This is a genomic window from Halomonas sp. KO116, from assembly GCF_000734975.2.
In the GTDB taxonomy this organism is placed as follows: Bacteria; Pseudomonadota; Gammaproteobacteria; order Pseudomonadales; family Halomonadaceae; genus Vreelandella; species Vreelandella glaciei.
Genome location: NZ_CP011052.1, coordinates 269,838 through 289,274, shown reverse-complemented (window position 1 = coordinate 289,274; position 19,437 = coordinate 269,838). Strand labels below are relative to the sequence as shown.

At 54.5% G+C, this 19,437-nt stretch carries 19 protein-coding genes; 5 read left to right on the top strand and 14 right to left on the bottom strand.

All coding sequences use genetic code 11. The annotated features are described in order from the left end of the window. Positions 1 to 24 precede the first annotated feature (24 nt). Together KO116_RS01405 and argE are read left to right on the top strand one after the other, a co-directional pair. Positions 25 to 1,497: a tripartite tricarboxylate transporter permease gene (locus tag KO116_RS01405; protein ID WP_035555021.1), complete on the top strand. Its 1,473-nt coding sequence runs from the start codon at positions 25 to 27 to the stop codon at positions 1,495 to 1,497. Positions 1,498 to 1,532: 35 nt separating this feature from the next. Beyond that, a complete protein-coding gene (gene argE / locus KO116_RS01400) occupies positions 1,533 to 2,720 on the top strand; it encodes an acetylornithine deacetylase (RefSeq protein WP_035555018.1) in 1,188 nt (395 codons plus the stop codon). 22 nt (positions 2,721 to 2,742) lie between these two features. Here argE and KO116_RS01395 read toward each other — a convergent pair whose 3' ends face one another. Both KO116_RS01395 and KO116_RS01385 read right to left on the bottom strand, forming a co-directional pair. Beyond that, complete coding sequence (locus tag KO116_RS01395; RefSeq protein WP_035555016.1) at positions 2,743 to 3,735, bottom strand: 2-hydroxyacid dehydrogenase; 993 nt, start codon at positions 3,733 to 3,735, stop codon at positions 2,743 to 2,745. Positions 3,736 to 4,413: 678 nt separating this feature from the next. Next, positions 4,414 to 5,328 (bottom strand): AEC family transporter, encoded by a 915-nt coding sequence (locus KO116_RS01385; protein ID WP_035555010.1) that lies wholly within the window; start codon positions 5,326 to 5,328, stop codon positions 4,414 to 4,416. Between the two features lie 104 nt (positions 5,329 to 5,432). Between KO116_RS01385 and KO116_RS01380 the strand changes: the two genes are divergently transcribed. Together KO116_RS01380 and KO116_RS01375 are read left to right on the top strand one after the other, a co-directional pair. Continuing rightward, on the top strand, positions 5,433 to 5,936 hold the full coding sequence (locus tag KO116_RS01380) for a hypothetical protein (RefSeq protein ID WP_035555290.1): 504 nt from the start codon (positions 5,433 to 5,435) through the stop codon (positions 5,934 to 5,936). 5 nt (positions 5,937 to 5,941) lie between these two features. Further along, complete coding sequence (locus KO116_RS01375) at positions 5,942 to 6,535, top strand: SCO family protein (protein WP_035555008.1); 594 nt, start codon at positions 5,942 to 5,944, stop codon at positions 6,533 to 6,535. A 5-nt stretch (positions 6,536 to 6,540) separates the two neighbouring features. Here the strand turns inward: KO116_RS01375 and KO116_RS01370 are convergent, their stop codons facing one another. The 7 genes from KO116_RS01370 to KO116_RS01340 form a co-directional block, all read right to left on the bottom strand. After that, entirely contained in the window at positions 6,541 to 7,650 is a 1,110-nt protein-coding gene (locus KO116_RS01370) for a PHB depolymerase family esterase (RefSeq protein WP_035555004.1), read from the bottom strand. Positions 7,651 to 7,653: 3 nt separating this feature from the next. Next, positions 7,654 to 8,334: an FKBP-type peptidyl-prolyl cis-trans isomerase gene (locus tag KO116_RS01365; protein ID WP_035555000.1), complete on the bottom strand. Its 681-nt coding sequence runs from the start codon at positions 8,332 to 8,334 to the stop codon at positions 7,654 to 7,656. A 140-nt stretch (positions 8,335 to 8,474) separates the two neighbouring features. Then, entirely contained in the window at positions 8,475 to 8,918 is a 444-nt protein-coding gene (locus KO116_RS01360) for a universal stress protein (protein WP_035554995.1), read from the bottom strand. Between the two features lie 21 nt (positions 8,919 to 8,939). Further along, a complete protein-coding gene (locus tag KO116_RS01355) occupies positions 8,940 to 10,223 on the bottom strand; it encodes a TRAP transporter large permease (RefSeq protein ID WP_035554992.1) in 1,284 nt (427 codons plus the stop codon). 30 nt (positions 10,224 to 10,253) lie between these two features. Then, on the bottom strand, positions 10,254 to 10,832 hold the full coding sequence (locus tag KO116_RS01350) for a TRAP transporter small permease (RefSeq protein WP_035554989.1): 579 nt from the start codon (positions 10,830 to 10,832) through the stop codon (positions 10,254 to 10,256). 291 nt (positions 10,833 to 11,123) lie between these two features. Then, entirely contained in the window at positions 11,124 to 12,170 is a 1,047-nt protein-coding gene (locus KO116_RS01345) for a TRAP transporter substrate-binding protein (protein ID WP_035554986.1), read from the bottom strand. Positions 12,171 to 12,352: 182 nt separating this feature from the next. Then, positions 12,353 to 12,940, bottom strand: a complete 588-nt coding sequence (locus KO116_RS01340) for a TIGR02444 family protein (RefSeq protein ID WP_045812036.1) — start codon at positions 12,938 to 12,940, stop codon at positions 12,353 to 12,355. Positions 12,941 to 12,969: 29 nt separating this feature from the next. On the opposite strand from KO116_RS01340, the gene KO116_RS01335 reads away from it, so the two are divergent. Beyond that, positions 12,970 to 14,946, top strand: a complete 1,977-nt coding sequence (locus KO116_RS01335) for an ATP-binding cassette domain-containing protein (protein ID WP_035554983.1) — start codon at positions 12,970 to 12,972, stop codon at positions 14,944 to 14,946. A gap of 26 nt (positions 14,947 to 14,972) precedes the next feature. On the opposite strand, the gene dtd is transcribed toward KO116_RS01335, so the two are convergent. The 5 genes from dtd to KO116_RS01310 all read right to left on the bottom strand — a co-directional run bounded on the left by dtd (position 14,973) and on the right by KO116_RS01310 (position 19,247). Next, entirely contained in the window at positions 14,973 to 15,410 is a 438-nt protein-coding gene (gene dtd, locus KO116_RS01330; RefSeq protein WP_035554980.1) for a D-aminoacyl-tRNA deacylase, read from the bottom strand. Positions 15,411 to 15,454: 44 nt separating this feature from the next. After that, positions 15,455 to 16,039, bottom strand: a complete 585-nt coding sequence (locus tag KO116_RS01325) for a chalcone isomerase family protein (protein WP_035554977.1) — start codon at positions 16,037 to 16,039, stop codon at positions 15,455 to 15,457. A 141-nt stretch (positions 16,040 to 16,180) separates the two neighbouring features. After that, positions 16,181 to 17,026 (bottom strand): universal stress protein, encoded by an 846-nt coding sequence (locus tag KO116_RS01320; protein WP_035554973.1) that lies wholly within the window; start codon positions 17,024 to 17,026, stop codon positions 16,181 to 16,183. A gap of 127 nt (positions 17,027 to 17,153) precedes the next feature. Then, entirely contained in the window at positions 17,154 to 17,984 is an 831-nt protein-coding gene (gene thiD / locus KO116_RS01315; protein WP_035554972.1) for a bifunctional hydroxymethylpyrimidine kinase/phosphomethylpyrimidine kinase, read from the bottom strand. A 150-nt stretch (positions 17,985 to 18,134) separates the two neighbouring features. Then, complete coding sequence (locus KO116_RS01310) at positions 18,135 to 19,247, bottom strand: TRAP transporter substrate-binding protein (RefSeq protein WP_035554970.1); 1,113 nt, start codon at positions 19,245 to 19,247, stop codon at positions 18,135 to 18,137. Positions 19,248 to 19,437 lie beyond the last annotated feature (190 nt).

The following is a 19,437-nucleotide window of genomic DNA, read 5'->3' as shown; positions in this document are numbered from 1 at the left end:
TTACCGCGTATAGGACTGACCACTATGCTCAACGACCTGCTGGTTGCCTTCCAGGCGGTTGCCACCATTGAGAACTTTCTGATCATGGCCGCCGGTATTTGGGGCGGCGTGATTATCGGCGCTATTCCAGGCATGACCGGCACCATGGCGGTGACGCTGGCGCTGCCCTTTACTTTTTATATGCAGCCGATTCCGAGCATTTTGTTACTCGTCGCACTGTACAAAGGCTCGACCTACGGCGGTTCGGTATCCGCGATATTGATCAAAACGCCAGGCACTGCTTCGGCTGCCTGCACCACCCTTGATGGCTACCCATTGGCTCAGCAGGGCAAGGCAGGCAAAGCCCTCAACATGGCGCTCTATTCCTCCTGTACCGGGGATTTTATTTCCAATCTCTCGCTGATTTTTATTGCCGCGCCACTGGCGCTACTTGCGCTGCGTATTGGGCCACCCGAATACTTTATGTTGATGATTTTCGCACTTACCACCGTCGCTGGGGTGTCAGGGCGTTCGCTGCTGCTTGGCCTTGTGTCGGCTTGCTTAGGGCTACTGTTAGCCACCGTGGGCGAAGATATGTACGGCTCGTTCCGCTTTGATCTAACCGTGGATATGCAGAGCGGTCTTGCCGTTGCACCCGTGCTCATCGGACTGTTTGCGATCCCAGAGCTGCTTAAGATTATTGTCTTTCGTAACAACCAAAGCCATAAGCCCATGCAGCTGGGCGATAACCGCGTAACGCGAGATGAGCTGCGCCAATCCTTAAAGGCAATGCTCAAAGGCAGCATGATTGGTGTCGTGATGGGGGCAATTCCCGGCATAGGGCCTTCGGCGGCGGCTTTCTCCTCCTACGGGGAAGCACAGCGTAGCTCAAAGAATCGCGAGAACTTTGGTAAGGGCGAGTTAGAAGGGATCGCAGCATCAGAGTCCGCTAATAATGGTTGCTGTGGCTCCACCATGATCCCTTTGTTAGCACTGGGCGTGCCGGGCGATGTGATTACGGGCGTGATGCTGGGCGCCTTTATGATTCACGGCATGACCCCAGGCCCTATGCTATTTGAGAACAACCTTCATGAGGTTTATATGCTGTTTATTGGCATGTTGTTCTCTTCTGTTTTGCTGTTTGGTGCTGGTAAAGCAACGATGCGCTTTTTCTCGCATATCTCGCGGATTCCCCCCGGCTTAATGGCGCCGATCGTACTTGCTCTGTGCGTATTCGGTATTTTTTCGATCTCCAACAGTATGTATGACGTCATCGTACTGCTAGCGATGGGCATATTTGGATTTTTCATGTTCCTGTTCGCCATTCCCGCCGCCCCCTTTTTAATCGCCTTCATTCTTGGCCCGATGCTGGAAGAGAACCTGCGTCGTGCCCTTGCGCTCTCTCGCGGTGATCCAAGCATCCTGGTGTCGTCACCTATCACCTGGTTATTCGCTTCGCTGGCGATATTCGTGGTGGTAGTGACAATTCGTCAGCAGCTTAAAAAAGCCAAGGCCTGAGCCAAAGATTCCCTTATTGCCAAGGATTTAACGCTATGCAAGCTAGTGCTACGCCTAACGCTCACCCGCAGTTGGAAGCCGCGATATCACACCTCACCGACCTTATCGCTTACGACACAACGAGTGCTTACTCCAACCTCGAGCTTATTCATCACATCGAGAGGTTCTTCGCCAGTCTTGGCGCGGATGTGACGGTGCTGCCCGATGAGAGCGGCGAAAAGGCCAATTTAGTCGCCCGCCTGGGCCCAGCCGACGTAGCAGGCATCGTCCTCTCTGGTCATACGGATGTGGTGCCCGCCAACCCAAAAAATTGGCAAAGCGACCCTTTCAAAATGGAGCAGCGCGGCAGTCGCTTATTTGGTCGGGGCACCTGCGATATGAAAGGCTTTGCCGCCTGTGTGATGGCAGCAGCACCCGCTTTTGCCAATGGCGAACTGCAGCGCCCTTTCTATTTCTGCTTCTCTCACGATGAAGAGGTGGGCTGCCTGGGAGCGCCCGCCATCGCACGCTACTTAGCCGAACTCAAAGTGCCACCAGCTCTGGCGATTATCGGTGAACCCAGCGAAATGAAACTGATCAACGGCCAAAAGGGCAAAATCGCCATGCGGGTGACGGTGCGCGGAGAAGGGGGCCACTCATCGTTCTCCCCTCAACACGTCAATGCGGTGGAGTATGCCTCGCGTATCATCACCATGATCGCCGAGCGATCACGACGATATGAGCAAGATGGCCCCTTCGACCACGACTTTACCGTCCCCCACGCCACAACGCTGACCACCATAATAGAAGGCGGTGTGGCGACCAACGTTACCCCCGATATCTGTAGTTTCATCTTTGAGCTACGCAGCATTGATCAGGAAGCGGCCGCCACTGATATTCAAACGCTGATCAGCGATATAGAGACTGCCCTACTCCCCGAAATGCAGCGCCAATCAGCCGATTCCGCCATTGAGTGGCAAGAGCTATTTGCCTACCCCGCCATGGGGGACGCCACCGACAGCGATATGTTCAAAAAGCTTGAACCCATTCTTCCCGAGCGTGGCGGCAAGGTATCTTATGGCTCAGAAGGCGGCGTGTTCGAGATCGATGGCGGCATACCCTCAGTGATTGTTGGGCCCGGCTCTATTCGCCAAGCCCACAAGCCCGATGAGTTCATAGAAATTGATCAACTTAGCCAGTGCCTAGCATTCTTAGATGAATTAAATGCTTGGATGAAACGCTAACGCCCCCATGAGTGAAGGTGAATTATGGGGTAGTCACTCGATGAAGGGTTCCGCTACCGCGTTCAAAAGCGTCAATATTAGCCAACGTCGTCTCAGCGATATTGGTTAGCGCTTCGGCGGTGAAGAAGGCTTGGTGTCCGGTGATCAGTACCTTATGGAAGGTCGTCAGGCGCATAAATTGGTCATCGTCAATCACGCTTTGAGAGAGGTCTTCGAAGAACAGCTGCTCTTCCTCTTCATAGACATCCAGCCCTAAGCGGCCGATTTTGCCGCTTTTCAGGCCTGCTATAACGGCTTGGGTATCGACCACCCTTCCGCGGCCGGTATTGATCAGCATGACGCCTTCCTTCATTTGCGCGATGGCATCGGCATCAATCAAATGGTGAGTCTCAGGCGTCAACGGGCAGTGCAGCGAGATAATGTCGGCGCTGGCAAACAGCGTTGCTAGCGGCACGTACTCAACAAAGGATTTAGCATCCGGGCTGGGAAACGGGTCGCTGGCCACTACCCGGCAACCAAAGCCGTGCATAATATCGGCAAAAATCAGCCCAATATGCCCAGTTCCAATAATGCCTACCGTTTTACCGTGCAGGTCGAACCCCAGCAGGCCATCCAGGGCAAAATTGCCCTCCCGCACACGGTTGTAAGCGCGATAAGTCATGCGATTAAGGCTCAGCACTAGGGCGACCGCATGTTCTGCCACTGCGTGGGGGGAGTAGGCAGGCCCCCGTACCACTGTGATGCCTAACCGTTCGGCGGCAGCCAAATCAACATGGTTGAAGCCCGCCGAACGCAGCGCCACTAATCTTGTGCCACCGTTATGCAGTTGCTCTAACACGGCGGCATCAAGGCAGTCATTCACGAAGGCGCAAATCGCGTCAAAACCGTTGGACAAAGGGGCCGTATCGAACGTCAGGCGCGCCTCTAAGAAGCTCAACGAGTGACGCTCTGCCGCGTTGGCGCGAGTGATAAAGGTGCGATCGTAGGGCTTAGCGCTAAATACGGCAATGCGCATGTCTTTGTTCTCCCAAAGCAACGTAAAGGTTGGTTATAGGGACAGCATAGGCGACGTGAGTGACACGAGCAGCACCTTTTCGCGCTGGGCGCTGGCAGAGGTTGATCAATGATAAAGGGGGTAGAAAAAAGAAAGCCGCTCCAAGGGAGCGGCAAAAAGACCGTGACTAGCAATGAGAGGGAGAAACCATGACAGTAAACTGGCGGTTTCTGTCGTGGTTGCCAACGTCTCATCAAACGCTGACAATCACACTATAATCATTCTCATTTACCTCGTCAATACAAATACGAATATTTTTTATTTACTTTTTATCGTAGCAACCGCGCGCCTCTATCTGCATTGTTTCTCAGCGAACAGCGATAGTTTAGATGGTTTAACTGACACGCGAGGCAGACAAACACTTAATGAGCATTTGCCCGGATCTTCATTTCGATTGACACAAGATGATAAAAAGAGAGATCCACAAAAAAAGAAAGCCGCTCCAATGGAGCGGCAAAAGACCGTGACTAGCAATGAGAGGGAGAAACCATGACAGGAAACTGGCGATAATTTTGCCGAGCAGCTGTCGTGGTTGCCAGCGTCTCATCAAACGCTGATAAACACACTGTAATAGTTCTCATTTACCTCGTCAATACAAATACGAATATTTTTTATTTAAAGCCTGAGTCTGCCTATCCATCAGCTTACCAATCGCAGCCAAAACGGTAGCGTCGCCATGGCCAATAGGGTTTGTCCGGTGATAATGGCCGCCATCAGTTCAGCATCGCCGCCCAGTTGGCGGGCTAAAATATAGGCAGACGTAGCGGTGGGCAGCGCTGCAAACAGGAGCGCCACGTCACGACTGACCGGATCTAGTTGCAGCACCCAGGTTAATGCCAAGACAAACGCGGGCAGCAGCAGCAGCTTAACGCTATTGGTAGCCAGCACGCCGCGGTCAATACGCATCAACGCCGCCGGGCGCAGCGCTACCCCCACCGCTACCAGCCCCAGTGGCAACGCCGCACGCCCCAATAACTCGACCGTGTCCTGACTCCAACCAGGTAGACCGACACCGGAAAGGTTCAGGCCAATGCCCGCCAAGCAGGCCAGAATTAGCGGATTTTTAATCAGCGCCATTGCGCTTTTACCCACGCTAGCGCCGCCCAGAGTGCCAGCGGCCACAAAGCTAGCCACACACATCACGTTAACCACCGGTACCATTAGTGCCACAGCGACTGCTGCAGTGGTCGCTCCCAAGCTGCCGTGTAGCGCAGCGGCACCAGCAACGCCCACATAAGTATTAAAGCGTACCGCCCCTTGAAACACCGAGGTAAACGCAGCGGGCGTAAGCCGTAACCAGCCCCGTAAACGCCAAAGCAGTATGCCAAACAGCACCATCGCGCCCAGTAATACCAGTGCTAGGCGGCCTACCGGCACTTGGCTCACATCGGCAGTCGCCAACGTTCCCACCAGCATGGCGGGGAACAGTACAAAATAAATAAGCCGCTCCATCTGCGGCCAGAAAGTATCGCTAGGCCAACGCCAATAGCCGAGCACGGTGCCCAGTAAAATCAATAAAAACAGGGGGCCTAAAGCGCCAGTGATACTCTCCATTTGCGTCCCTTTTGCCTGCGACATCCCAGCACAGCGATATCGGCTCGATTACTGTTACCATGGCGAAACACCCGCCTCACGGCTTGCGTAGCGATTATTCTGCCATGAAGATGATATCAAAACCTGCACACCCGGCAGGCTTTCCTGCTTTAAGGGTACTGATACTGGTCACTGGTATAGCGCTGGCTGCCTGTGCCTGGTATGCCTTTGCCCATTGGTTGCACCGCGATAGCGATGTGACTTGGTTTCCCCCCGCTGCAAGCTGCAACTTGCATACAGCGCCTTGTTCCGCCACGTTGGGCGATAAAGGCAGCATCACCCTCCATGTTCAAGCGAGCGGGCGGATTGATGCATTAGAGGTATTACCACTGGAAGTTGAGGTTGATGGCGTTACGGCCACGCAGGTTGACGTTTATTTTGTTGGCCGTGATATGGACTTAGGGCTGCACCGTTTTGCCCTCAGTGCAGGTGCGCCCGGCCATTTTCAAGGACAAGGCCAAGTGGGGATTTGCACCCAAACCGTTATGCCCTGGCGAGCGCGTGTCATACTGGACACTGCAGAAGGCAAAGTGGGTAGTTGGTTCGATTTTGACGTGATTCGGAGTTAACGTATATGGCAAGGAAACCGTTATGGCTAGGCGCGGGGGTGATCGCAGTCTTGCTGGTGACCAGCGGCATAGGCCTCTATCATTATGCTTTCGCCCCCAAAGATGGGGAGCCCGTGGGCGGCCCGGTTGAACTACCCTCTACCCAGGGTGATTTTTCGCTGACCCAGCTGGATGACGATCAGCTAGCCATTTTGTCGTTTGGTTACACGTTCTGCCCTGATATATGCCCGATGACCCAGTCGGTCAAACGCCAAGCCTTGGCTCAACTCTCTGAGGAACAGCGCGAGCGGGTGGTGCCGGTGATGATTACCGTTGACCCCGAACGCGACACCATTGAGCGCATGCAGGAGTACATGGGCTTTTTCGGCGAGGAATTCATTGGTGCGGTAGGCAGTCAGGAGCAGCTTGAGGATGTTGCGTCGCGCTATGGCGTGATATGGCGAAAAGTCGAAGCGCCGGATTCTGCAATGGCATATACCATTGATCACAGCGCCTCGCTCTTTTTAGTTAACCGTGAGGGCGATATTTTGCAGCGAGTGCTCTATTCGCCAACTCCCCATGGGTTAGTCTCGGCATTAGAGAGCGAACTGGGCAGTTAGTCCACTCACTCTGATGCGCTTTCGGGAGCAGTTTGCAAGCGATCCAGCATCGCCAGCAGCGCGCCAATTTGGGTACCGCTACGGGTATCGTGCTGCGGGCTTAGTTGCCACGTACTTTCAGCAAACCCCCACCAGTCCCAGCAGCCCTGCGGGTTCGCCATACTGCTCTCCGCCTGGGGATAAAGCACAATTTGCTGATGCGCTGCCGCCCAGGCATTTAGCCCGGTATAGCGTATGAACGTATCGCCAATCGCTTCTTCATTCATTTGGCAGCCGTGCAGTGCCAGCGTTACCGGGCACTCGCCCGCTTCGCAGCCTTCAGGTATAAACACATAGCCAGTGTCGGCTAAGCCTTTTACCGCAAATTCTGACTGATCAAAGGCAACTAGTTCGCCACCCTGCTCGCCCTCTGGCTGACTACTAGGCTCGCCAGCGTCCGAGGCCTCACGTTCGGGGTAGAGCCAATCCAGCATTTCTCCGGCAATATCTTCATCGCAAGATAATAAGAAACTACCGCCCCCCTGACGACAATCTCCCCACTCCTGGGGCCCAGGGGCGGCTTCACTGGGTAACCGTACCGGCCAACCATGCCCCGCATTTTCGCTGCGCGCAACGCGTAGCTGGTCAGGCGAGTCAAGCCACTGCTGCCACTGCTCAGCCAGCAGGTCGCCGAGCAGTGGCTCAACCACTTCGTCCTCTTCGCCGTGCCACAAATAGGCTCTGAGCTGGCTAAGCGCCTCGGCGCTACCTACCTGTTCAAGCCCGAGATAGCGCTGGTGGCGAGACTCAAGCTCATCTAATGAAGGCGCGCCGCGGCGCGTCATCATGCACTGGTTAAGCGCCAAACTCAGCGAGCCTTGTGCACAACTCCAAGGCCCCGCCGCCAGTACGCCCAGGCCACTAAACCGTTCTGGCCAAGCCACCGCCAGCTGGGTCGCCATATAACCGCCCGACGACACCCCCACCACGCTGGCCTGCTCACTCGCAGCACTCAATGCAGGCAAATCTTCGGGCTCACTGGCCGTCTCGGCTTGTGCTAGTAGCGGTGTGCATAGACCTAAGCAAGCTACTGCCCGAGCAAAAGAATACAGGCTGGAAGAGGGGGTTGAAGTCATCGCTTATTCGACGCCTAACAGTTCAACGCGAAAGGTCAGTACTTCATTGGGTCCAATCGGCCCTTGGCCATTCTCGCCATAAGCAATATTCGCAGGGATGTATAGCATCCAGCTATCGCCAACGCTCATCATCTGCAGCGCTTCCTGCCAACCTTCGATCACTTGGTTGGTTTGGAAACTGACTGATTCACCGCGCTCAAAAGAGCTATCGAAAACGGTGCCATCCAGCAGCATGCCTTCATAGTTCACTTCGACGGTATCTTCAGGGCCAGGCGTGGCACCATCACCAGATTCAAGCACTTCATACTGAAGGCCAGAGTCCGTCACTGTCACTTCTTCACGTTCGGCGTTTTCAGCCAGGAAAGCTTCGCCCTCTTCGAGATTGTTCTGCGCCATCTCTTCAGCTTCGGCTTCACGTGCTTGCATTGATTGCTCTTGGAACGCCATCAACGCTTCAGTCATCTCTTCTTCACTAAGCGCTAAATCATTACCTTCAAACACGTCACTCATACCGCCGTGAAACGCATCCAAGTCGAGGTCTTTGATATCGGCCTGCATGCTTTCACCCAGAGTGACACCCAGGCTGTAAGCCAAACGCTGTTCATCGGTTTCGGGCGCTGCCGCTGCAAAAGGGGCGACCAAAAGCAAACCTGTCAAAGCCGTGGTAGAGAGCAGTAGTTTCATGAAAGATCCTTTTATCTTTTATATGGCGGCGCCGAACGCCTATCTGGGTCACTTAAAGATTAACACCCACCGCCCCAAGCTGCATCTTTAGGGCGGTGGGTGTTAATAAGACCATAAAGCAAGCAAGAGGTTTAACGGATTTAGACGACCAATGTAGGACAGTGAGCGGCGCCAGCAACCCGCTGAGAGACACTGCCCAGCAGCGGATTCTTTTCGCCGTTGGTGCCCTGGGCGCCAATCACGATCAGATCGCACTCTCGTTTACGGGCGAAACGCACAATAATTCGCGAGGGGCGCCCGCCTTTTACAAAGGCACGCACGCGGGAGTCATCAGCGCCCAGCTCAATAGCATGCGCTTTCGCATGTATAGCGATCTCGGTGGCGTACTCTTTTAACGCATCGTCAGGAATATCCAACTGATTGGGCCGCACCATGGAAAGCGAGGCTTCCAACAGGCTGTGGTGTTTAAACACGCACAGCAGATAAAGCTCGGCGCCCGTTAGCATCTGCAAGCCTACCGCCTTCTCCAGTGCCCTTAAGGCACCTTTTGAGCCATCCACCGGGACTAATATGCGATTAAACATTCGCGTACTCCTTGTGGCTGTTTAGCGGAAGGCAACATCGCGCAGGAACAGCGCAATTTGCGGGAACATAATCAACAAGGCGGCCGCTAAAATCAGCATGAAAATAAACGGCGGTGTGCCTTTTATCACATCCCAGTAAGGACGTTTGAAAATCGCAATCGCAGTGAAAATATCGCAGCCGAAGGGCGGCGTTGCCGAACCTATCGCCACCTGCAGTGTTATCAAAATACCCACCAGCACAGGGTCTAAGCCTGTTGCGGCAATAGCCGGTGCGAAAATCGGTGTTAGCACTAGGATGACCACAATCGGGTCAACGAACATGCACGCCACAAAGAAGGAGATACAGATGGCAATCAGCACGCCCGTCGGCCCGGCGTCATTAACACCCACGGACTCTAAGATCATCTGTGGAATCTGAGCAAACGAAATAATCCACGAGAAACCATTGCCCACGGCCACCAGAATAAACACCACCGCGGTGATCAAGCCGGTTGATTTTGCGATGGCATAAATGTCATGCATTTTGAGCGAGCGGAAGACCACAAACTCTAGCAAAACGGCATACAGCACGCAGGCGGCAGCGGCTTCCGTTGGGCTGAAGATGCCGCCGTAAATACCGCCAACGATAATCACCGGGAAACCGAGCGGCCACAGCGCTTGCTGCACGGCCACGGCACGCTGTTTCCAGCTTGACTTTGGTTCGGTAGGTACGTCTTTTACGATGGCATAAATAATGCTGTAGGCCGAAAACATCAGCAGGATCATTAAGCCTGGCCCAATCCCGGCAATAAACAACTCGCCAATTGATGTACCCGAGATAACCCCGTAGATAATCATGCCGATACTAGGTGGGATCAGAAAGGCAATATCGCTGGCATTAATGATCAGCGCCAGCGTAAACGAGTCAGAGTAGCCCGCTTTGAGCATTTTGGGTCGCAATGGTGAGCCCACGGCCACTACCGTGGCCTGAGTAGAGCCTGAGACGGCGCCGAATAGCGTACATGAAGCTGCGGTGCTCACCGCCAACCCACCTTTGATATGACCGATAAACGACATCACCATATCAATTAAGCGATTCGCGGACTGCCCGCGGGTCATGATGTCAGCAGCAAGAATAAACATCGGCACGGCAATCAGCGAAGCAGGCCGAATCCCTGCCATCATTTGCTGGATTAACGTATCCATCTGACCGAAGCCGTTAAACATCATATAGAAGCCGATTACCGCAGCGGTAATCAACGGGATCATCATAGGAAAGCCCAGCAGCAGCAGGGCAATCATAGTGGAGACCATTATTGTCGTCATAGCTATTCCCCTAGAGTGCAGTGCTCTGCATCAGACTTCAGTTTCGGTGTCTTTGTAACCATCCACCACACCCGTCGAGAGATACACATCGTGAGAGGTGAAGTTTTTAACGGCGGTCAGCAGGTATTGAATACCGGTAATCAAAAAGCCTATTGGCACCCATAGGTAGATAATCCAGATCGGCAAGCCCATGGAAGGCAGTACGCGACCTTTGCTATACAAATCCAGAATATAAACAACCGAATAGTAGAGCAGGAAAAACATCACTAGCGCTGTGAAAAGCGCAATGCAGATCATTAGCACTCTGCGCCCACCTACCGGCAATGCATCGTAGATCGCCGACATGCGAATATGGCGACCATGACGAGCGGCATAGCCAATACCCGCAAAGGTAATCATGATAATCAAAATCCGGTTTAACTCACCGGAAAACATGATGCTGTTGCCAAATACAAAACGGGCAACGACGTTGGTGACCGTATTCAGCGCCATTAGCAAAACGCCCATCGCGAGGATCACGGCTTCCATTTTGCTAATTACAGTGTCGATCACACCTAATATCCCCGGCAAACCGGAGTGGTAACTATTTTCCATCTCTTCGTCGGTCATGGCCGGACTCCTTTCTAACGGCTTTAACGGAATCAGTTCAGTGCCGTTGGCACCATTAATACAGCGTTATTCCAGACCCACCCTGCCTATTTAGCGAGGAATTAACTCTAGCGTAACTAGCGTAACGGCATGCCGCCGTGGGTGATTCAACGCTAGATGTACGTAACCAACGGTAATGTTGGTAAAACCCAGCTAAATAATTTGTACCTTAGCCCTGCAACATAAAAAAGGGGCAGCATTTGCTGCCCCTTCGGGTTAATCGCCCATCTAACCGATGCGGTTTGAGGATGATTACTCGTTGCTTACAGCTTCAAGATCGGCTTTAAACTGATCAAGCAGTTCTTGGCCCTTGTCGCCGGTCATTTCCAAGAACGCTTCTTCAACCTGCGGCGCGCGATCACGGAACGCTTGGATTTGCTCTTCATCCAGGCGCGTTACGGTCACTTCGTCAGAGGCTTCCTGAATCTTCGCTAGCGACTCTTCAGCCAAACCTTGGATATGTTCAATGGTGTGGTCGTAAGCCGCTTGCGAAGCTTCTTGAACCAGGGTTTGATCTTCTTCAGACAAGCCTGAATAGAAGTCCTGGTTGGCCATCATCGCGGTAGTGAACCAGCCATGGCCAGTAAACGTTAGGTGCGGAGACACCTCATACAAACCACCTGACTCGATCCAGAAAATCGGGTTCTCTTGACCGTCGATGATGCCAGTCTGGAGACCACCGTATACTTCACCCCATGGTAGCGGCGTTGGGGTAGCACCAAAGGCGTCATAGGTTTCTGACAGTAGCGGGTTGGTCATGGTACGGATTTTCTTATTATCCATATCTTCCGGCGAGCTGATCGGCTCGTCGGTAGTGATGACCATTTCACCCTCTGGGTACATCTTCAGCAGCTCAAGGCCTTGTTCGGCATAAAGCTCTGGGAACATCTCATTAATTGCTTCGCTTTCTTCGAAGAACGTCAGTACGGTCTCTTCATCGGTCGGCAGCAGATAAGGAATGAAGAAGATTTGTGCTTCAGGAATCAGTGCACCGGTAAAGCCGGGCGACTGGTTTACAAACTGCAGAATACCGTTCTGAGTCTGCTCCATTATGTCGTCAGACTCGCCCAGCTCACCAAAGCGGTAAACCTGAACCGTGTGATCGGAATTCTCTTCGATATGCTCTTTAAAAGCATAGGCAAAGACATCCTGTACGTCGCCTTCATACTCTTCATGAGCGTAACGCCAGTTGTCTGCCTGCGCGACAGCCGTCATGCCCATCAACAGTGCACCCACGCTTGCCGATGTGACTAATTTGGTGGTGAAAGAACGATTAAATACGGGTTTGTTTGCCTTCATACGGTGTTCCCCTTTCAGTGGTAAGCGCGCTATATAAGTGCGCAAGAACCTAGATAATCCACGCGTATCTCAACACGACACTGTTATCCGCTATTCAGCGTTCGCTAACAGACAATGGCGCTGCTTTTATTGTGTTAGCCAACGAATAACGCTAGGTATTTTAAAATCAGCTTAAATTCAGGCTAGCGCGCTCCTTGATGAGGGTCAAGCTGACAAGTAAGCGTTTGTAGCGCCTGACACAGTGCCGACGCGGTATTTAAGCTACTCTCCGAGTGGATATTAGGTTGGCTAAAAAGCAGCTGATTTCGCAGCCATTTAGCCGAATCTTGCGGCATTTCGACGATATTAATTACACGTTGCTCATCACTATGCGCTTCTAAAACCCATTCTTGCCAACGTTGAAGGTTCTCACGCTCGGCCATTAGTTCCGCCTGCTTAATGGTTTCCCGCAGCGCAGCCACAGAGTCACTAGACGCTGCCGAGGCTTTTAAATCGCGGCGTAAACCACGCAAAACTGCTGTTACACTGCTCTGCCATTGGCGACGCTGCTTGCGCTGGCGAGCAGCCGCACGCGGGATCGCTTCTAAACCATATGAGTAGAGCCAGCAATGGAATAGTAGCTCGCAAACATCCAGCTCAGCCTCCTCCTGGAGCGTCAGGCAAGCAGTCTCAACACCAGGTTTGGCGTAAAGTGCCAGCGCAAATTCCCATAACGGTGTCTGCTGTAGGCGCTGCAATCGGGTAGAATCAAGCGTATTAGAATCTCGCATCAAATGACCCACTTTCTTCGGGAGAAGGCATGATCGCACTGCGCCAAGTCGCCCTGCAACGCGGCACGCAAACGCTACTCGACAACGCGGACGTTACCCTTAATAACGGGGTAAAGGCCGGGATTATCGGGGCAAACGGCGCCGGTAAATCGAGCCTATTCAAACTCCTGCTCGGCGAGCTTGCGCCCGACCAGGGCGAGGTAGAGATGAGCGGCGGCCAGCGCATCGCGCATATGGCTCAGGAAGTTGACGCCCTCGACCGCCCGATTATCGAGTATGTACTCGATGGCGACTTGGCGCTACGCCAAGCAGAAGCTGACTTACTGGCCGCCCGAGAAGCCGGGGAAGCCCACCGCGAAGCCGAACTGCACGGCTTGATTGAAACCCTGGATGGCTACCGTGCCGAGTCGCGAGCGGCGCAGCTGCTGGTGGGGCTGGGCTTCCTTCAGACCGATCTCACCCGCCCACTCTCGGCGTTTTCCGGCGGTTGGCGGATGCGGGTCAACCTCGCCCGTACGCTGTTTATGCCTTCTGACCTACTATTGCTGGATGAGCCCACCAACCACCTGGATCTGGACGCCCTGCTATGGCTGGAGCAGTGGCTGACCCGCTATCCGGGCACGCTGCTGCTGATTTCACACGACCGCGACTTTTTAGATGCCGTGTGTGACCACATCGTGCATATGCACCACCAAACCCTGGAGCTTTACCGCGGCAACTACTCCCAGTTTGAGCGCACGCGCGCTGAAAAGCTCGCTCTGCAACAGGCTGAAGCCGCCAAACAGCAGGCCCGCAGGGAAGAGATCGAGCGCTTTATCGCCCGCTTTAAAGCCCAGGCAACAAAGGCGAAGCAGGCACAAAGCCGGGTTAAGATGCTGGAGCGGATGGAAGATATCGCTGTAGCCCATGTGGATTCTCCCTTCCACTTCACCTTGCCTGCTGCCGATAAAACATCGCGTCCGCTACTGGTGCTTGATCAGGCGCAGCTAGGTTATCGCGGTAAAAAGGGCGACGGAAGCGACGACAACATCCAGTTGGACAAGGTCAACGTTACCCTGCTGCCCGGCAGTCGCATTGGCCTGTTAGGCCCCAACGGTGCAGGTAAATCGACACTCATTAAATCACTCACCGGCGAACTCGAGTTACTTAACGGCAAGCGCGTGCCCGGCGAGCATTTGGCGATTGGCTATTTTGCTCAGCATCAGCTTGAGAGCCTGGACGTATCATCGACGCCCTTTGTGCACGTGCAGCGTCTCTCGCCTACCGCCAGCGACCAGGAGATCCGCAACTTTCTGGGCGGCTTTGGCTTTAAGGGCGACGACGCCTTCGGCACAGTCGCCAACTACTCAGGCGGTGAAAAAGCTCGCCTGGCGCTGGCGCTGGTCGCTTGGCAAAAACCCAACCTACTACTGCTCGATGAGCCCACCAACCATCTGGACTTAGAGATGCGCGAAGCGCTGACCCAAGCGCTGGCAAGCTTCGAAGGCACGGTTATTCTGGTCTCCCACGACCGTCACCTGCTGCGCGCCACGGTCGATGAGTTTTGGAAGGTGGCGGATAACCGCGTCGAGCCCTTCGATGGCGATTTGGAAGATTACCGGGTTTGGCTCAAAGCGCGCCTGGAAGAGAGTCGTCGGGATTCACGCGGTGAAAAAGCTGAACGCCAGAACCAGCAGCCCAGCGGCGACAGCCGTGAAGCGCGCAAAGCGTCCCGTAAAGCGGCCGCCGAGCTGCGGGAGAAGCTGCGCCCACTGAAAAAACAGCGTGACCAGGCGGAAAAGGCGATGGAGAAGGCCCAGCAGGAACTCGATAAGGTAGAGCAAGTGCTGGCAGATCCAGAGCTATACACCAACAGCGGCCGCAAAGCCGAACTGACCAAGACACTGAGTCAGCAAGCGGAGATTAAAGCACGCCTGGATGCGTCAGAAAGGCAGTGGCTGAGCGCCGAGGAGGCGCTGGAGACAATGGAAGCAGAGCTCCTTGCCAGCGAAGAGACGGCTAGCTAGCAAAAAGCGAAGTCTCTAAAACCGGGCTAGCTTTCCAACAAAAACGTCACCGGGCCATCATTGATTAGCGCCACCTGCATATCGGCGCCAAATTCACCGGTCGCCACGTGCGGCCAGGCAACGCGGGTCTGGGTAACCAGCAAATTGAACAGCGCTTCACCGTGGGCTGGCGGAGCGGCGCTGGAGAAGCTGGGCCGTAGCCCTTTATGGGTATCCGCCGCCAGGGTGAACTGGGAGACAAGCAGCAAACCACCGTTCACCTGCTGCAGGTTGTGATTCATCTTGCCGTCCGCATCGCTAAATACCCGGTAGTGAAGGAGTTTATGCAGCAGCTTTTCCACGTTGGCCGCGTCATCGTGTTTTTCCACACCTACCAGCGCCAACAACCCGTGGTCGATACTCCCGACGATATTGCCTTCCACTTCCACGCTGGCGCGCTTAACGCGCTGGATGAGTGCCTTCACAAAGCTTCTCCGAACTGACAAACGGCCATTATAACGACCGCTTGTTAGTTTTTCCCTAGCAGCTCATCGCGAAAGTCGTCATCCAGGGGGCGCTCGCCCAGCCATATACTGAACATGGCACTGGCCAATTCTGCGTTACCGCCCTCAAATAGCGTTTCGCCATTAAGCGCCAGGCGCAAAGCAGCGCCGTCCCAACTCAACACATAACGATCTTGCGGCTCGACGTCCTGATAGCTTCGATTAAAAGCGTTAATATCGGCTTCTAGCTGCGAATACTCATAGGCAGTGAGGCTCTTCTTAAGGCTTTCTGTGGTGGCCTCGGCGAAGTCCGGGGCGTCGATGGCGTGAAAATAGGCAAGTTCCAGGCGCCGTGGCAGGTCATCCAACGGCTGCGGCTGCGTTTCACCTGCCGCTTGGTAATAGGCGCCCGCGTAGGCAGTCCAAATCATGTAACGAAACACACCGCTACCGATAAGACTATAGCGCTGGCCGTGCTCCTCTACCGTGCGCTCAAACGCTTCGCCTTTCTCAGTCACACTGCTGGCCATCGCCCAAGGCATTAGCAATAGGCCAGTTAACAGCAATGATAATTGTACGGTGCGCCTAGCACCTAATAAGCATGTGGGCATAGAACCTCCTCCTGGCAGCATAACTATACATACCTTTGCGCCAAATAAAGGTTCCGTACAATATTCATTACTGCCCGTACACTATTGAATTACCCGTACTCTCTTGAAATACCCGTATTCTGTTGAATAAATAGTGCCCGCTTACCAAGCGCGGCAGAGCATTAAATCGCAGTGCGGTTCACTTAGCAGCATCTCGGTTAGCAAGCTGGTGTGATGGGGCTGTCCACGGCTGCCGATCATCACGAGATCGGGCGAGTGGCGTTTCATATATGCCTGCAGCACATCGCAGGGTGTGCCTTGCTCTAGCACCAACTCAACATCGGGCACCCCGTCTAACTCGCGCATCAGGCTATCGACTTCGTTACTCAACTGCTCGCGCAGTCGCTGCACTTCATGTTCACGCCAATGGGCGTAATAGGCCTGCGAACCCAGTTCACGTTCGCCGGGCAGTGTCCAGGCGTGCAGCAGGGTGAGCGCCGCTTCAGGAAAGCGGATTAGCGCCTCTTTCAAGGTATGTCGCGCCGTTAGCGAAAAATCGATAGGCACCAGGATATGTTGCCAGGGCTGGGTCGGCTGGTGAGAAGAGACCACCACAGGACATGGCGCACTGCGCAGCACGCGTATGGTGGTGGTACCCGCCAGCAGGTCTTTTTGCCCACGCTTGCGATGCATGCCCAGCACAATCAGCTCGGCGTTACGCTCATGGGCTTCGCGGACGATTTCAACGTGAGGCGAGCCGGTCACGGTTTGGATCAACGTTTTCGGCGCCTCTAGGGCGTAGTCTTCGCGTAGATCCGTCAACATAGTGGTGATGTCTTCCACTACCGCGCTCTCGACATCCAGTAGTACTCGCCTGGGTAGGTAAGGGTCCAGCACGTGCAGCACGTCGAGCTGAACGCCCTGGGCATAGGCCAACCGTAGCGCCCGCGCAAAAGCGGCGCGATTATCAGCGGAAAGATCGGTGGCAAACAGAATAGTGCGAGGCATGGCGAAACGCTCCTCGGCTGAGCAGCTCAGCCTTACAAGCCGTTAAGCAAACACTCTTTATCATGGTGCGCAATATCCATTCTCGCAAGCTAACTGCTGCCCAAATGCTTCAAAGCAGTACACTAAATCACCACCAAGCGTGAAAATGGTGCACCGGGCCGCGCCCTTTCCCCACATTCAAGCGTACGCTCGCCTCCAAGGCCGCATGCAGCCACTGCTTGGCATCGCTGATGGCAGTTACCGGGGCATCCGCATCGGCATCCACGGGGAGCTTCGCCAGACAGGCGGCAATCGCCGAAGAGAGCGCGCAACCGGTACCGTGCAAATTGTCGGTATCGATGCGCGAGGCGGGCAACCACTCATGGCCGTTGGGGGTTGCCAGCAGATCCGGACAGGTCGCTCCACGCAGATGGCCGCCTTTCAGCACCACATAGGGTGCACCCAGCTGCGTTAACCCCGGCAACATCGTTTCCATGGCGTCTAAACTGGTGGGCGACGATGTATCGAGCAGTACCGCTGCTTCCGGCAGGTTGGGGGTAATCACATCGGCCAATGGCACGAGAATATCGCGTACGGCTCGAATGCCGGCGTCATCGACCAGAATATCGCCGCTCTTGGCGACCATCACCGGGTCGAGCACGATCCAGCGTGGGCGCCGCTGACGCAGCACATCGGCTATCACCTCGGCGACCTCGCGGCTGGCCACCATGCCAATTTTGACCGCGTCTAGCGAGACATCATCCAGCAGGTGTTCCAACTGCTCGCGAATAGCCTGGGGCGAGACGGGGTACACCGAGGCCACACCACAGGTGTTCTGAGCGATCACTGCAGTAATCACGTTGGTGCCGTAAACGCCAAGGGCTGAAAAGGTTTTCAGATCCCCTTGCAGCCCGGCGCCCCCCGAAGGATCGGAGCCGGCGATGGTAAGCACATTGCGAAGACGGGAATGGGTAGACATGGGGCTCCTTTTCGTCAAAACCGGCAGCAAAAACGTCACTATGCTCCTAGGATACCCAAGCTGCGCGCCTTATGCTGCCGAAAACGTAAATGCCAAACACACAAAAGCCGCCCGAAGGCGGCTCGTTAATGTGCGTCAAGCACCGGCAAACTATTGCGCGGTATCACCTTCCGGGTTGCGGGCGTTGTAGTACGCCTGCTCGGAGATGGCGTGGTAATCCTCGACCTTCTCTTGGAACGCCTGATAAGAGTCATAGATACGCGTAGCTAATTCGCTCGATTCCGCTAACTCGGCAACCACATCTTGCGAGTGCTCACGCGCCTGGGCCAGTACGTCGTCGGGAATGCGGCGTAGCTCAACATCGTGCTCATTCACCAGGGTTTCCAGCGCATCGTTGTTACGTGCGGTGTACTCATCCAGTACGCTTTGGTTAATGTCGCTAATAGCGGTTCGCAGGATCGCCTGTAGATCCGCTGGCAGCTCCGCGAAAGCTTCTTCGTTAACGATTGCCTCGAACATGACCGTGGGCTCGTGCCAGCCTGGATAGTAGTAATAATCGGCGGCTTGGTGCAGGCCGAATGCCAGGTCGTTGTAAGGGCCAATCCACTCGGTTGCGTCAATCGCACCAGATTGCAACGAAGTAAAGATCTCGCCGCCCGGCATGTTCACAATCGCGACACCCATACGGCTCATTACTTCGCCGCCCAGGCCCGGCATGCGCATTTTCAGGCCGTCGAGATCGTCAACCGAGTTGATCTCTTTGTTGTACCAGCCGCCCATCTGCACGCCTGAGGCACCCGCCACCATGACGTCAACGCCGAAGTCATCGTAGAGCTCGTTCCACAGCTCCATACCGCCGCCATAGCTTAGCCAGGCGTTCATCTCTTGAGCATTCATCCCAAACGGCACGGCGGCGAAGAACTGTGCGGCAGGCGCTTTGCCCTTCCAGTAGTAGGAAGCGGAGTGGCCTAGCTCAGCGGTACCGTCAGAAACAGCGTCAAACACCTCAAACCCCGGCACCAACTGGCCAGCACCGAAGACTTCAATGGTCAGCCGGCCATCCGACATTTCGTCGACCAGCTGCGATAGACGCTCTGGACCCTGGCCAACACCTGGGAAATTCTTTGGCCAGGAGGTGACCATTTTCCAGCGGAACTCGTCCTCTTGCGCCTGGGCGTGATTATCGAAGCTAGAAACCACCAGCAAACTGGCGGAGAGAGCGGTCGTCATCGCGATGGCGACTGGGAGTGTTTTGGCTTTCATACAATAACCCTCTTACTTTCTATTATTACTATTATGAGTAGGGAATACCCCGCCTAGCGTAGAACGCTAGGCGGTTTGCTACAGTCCATTATTTGCTATAAGACACTAATGGCTCGTTGCTGCTTTTTAGTTAGGTTGCCACATATATTCGTTGATAACTGCGTTGATCACAGCAATGCTTTTCAACTTA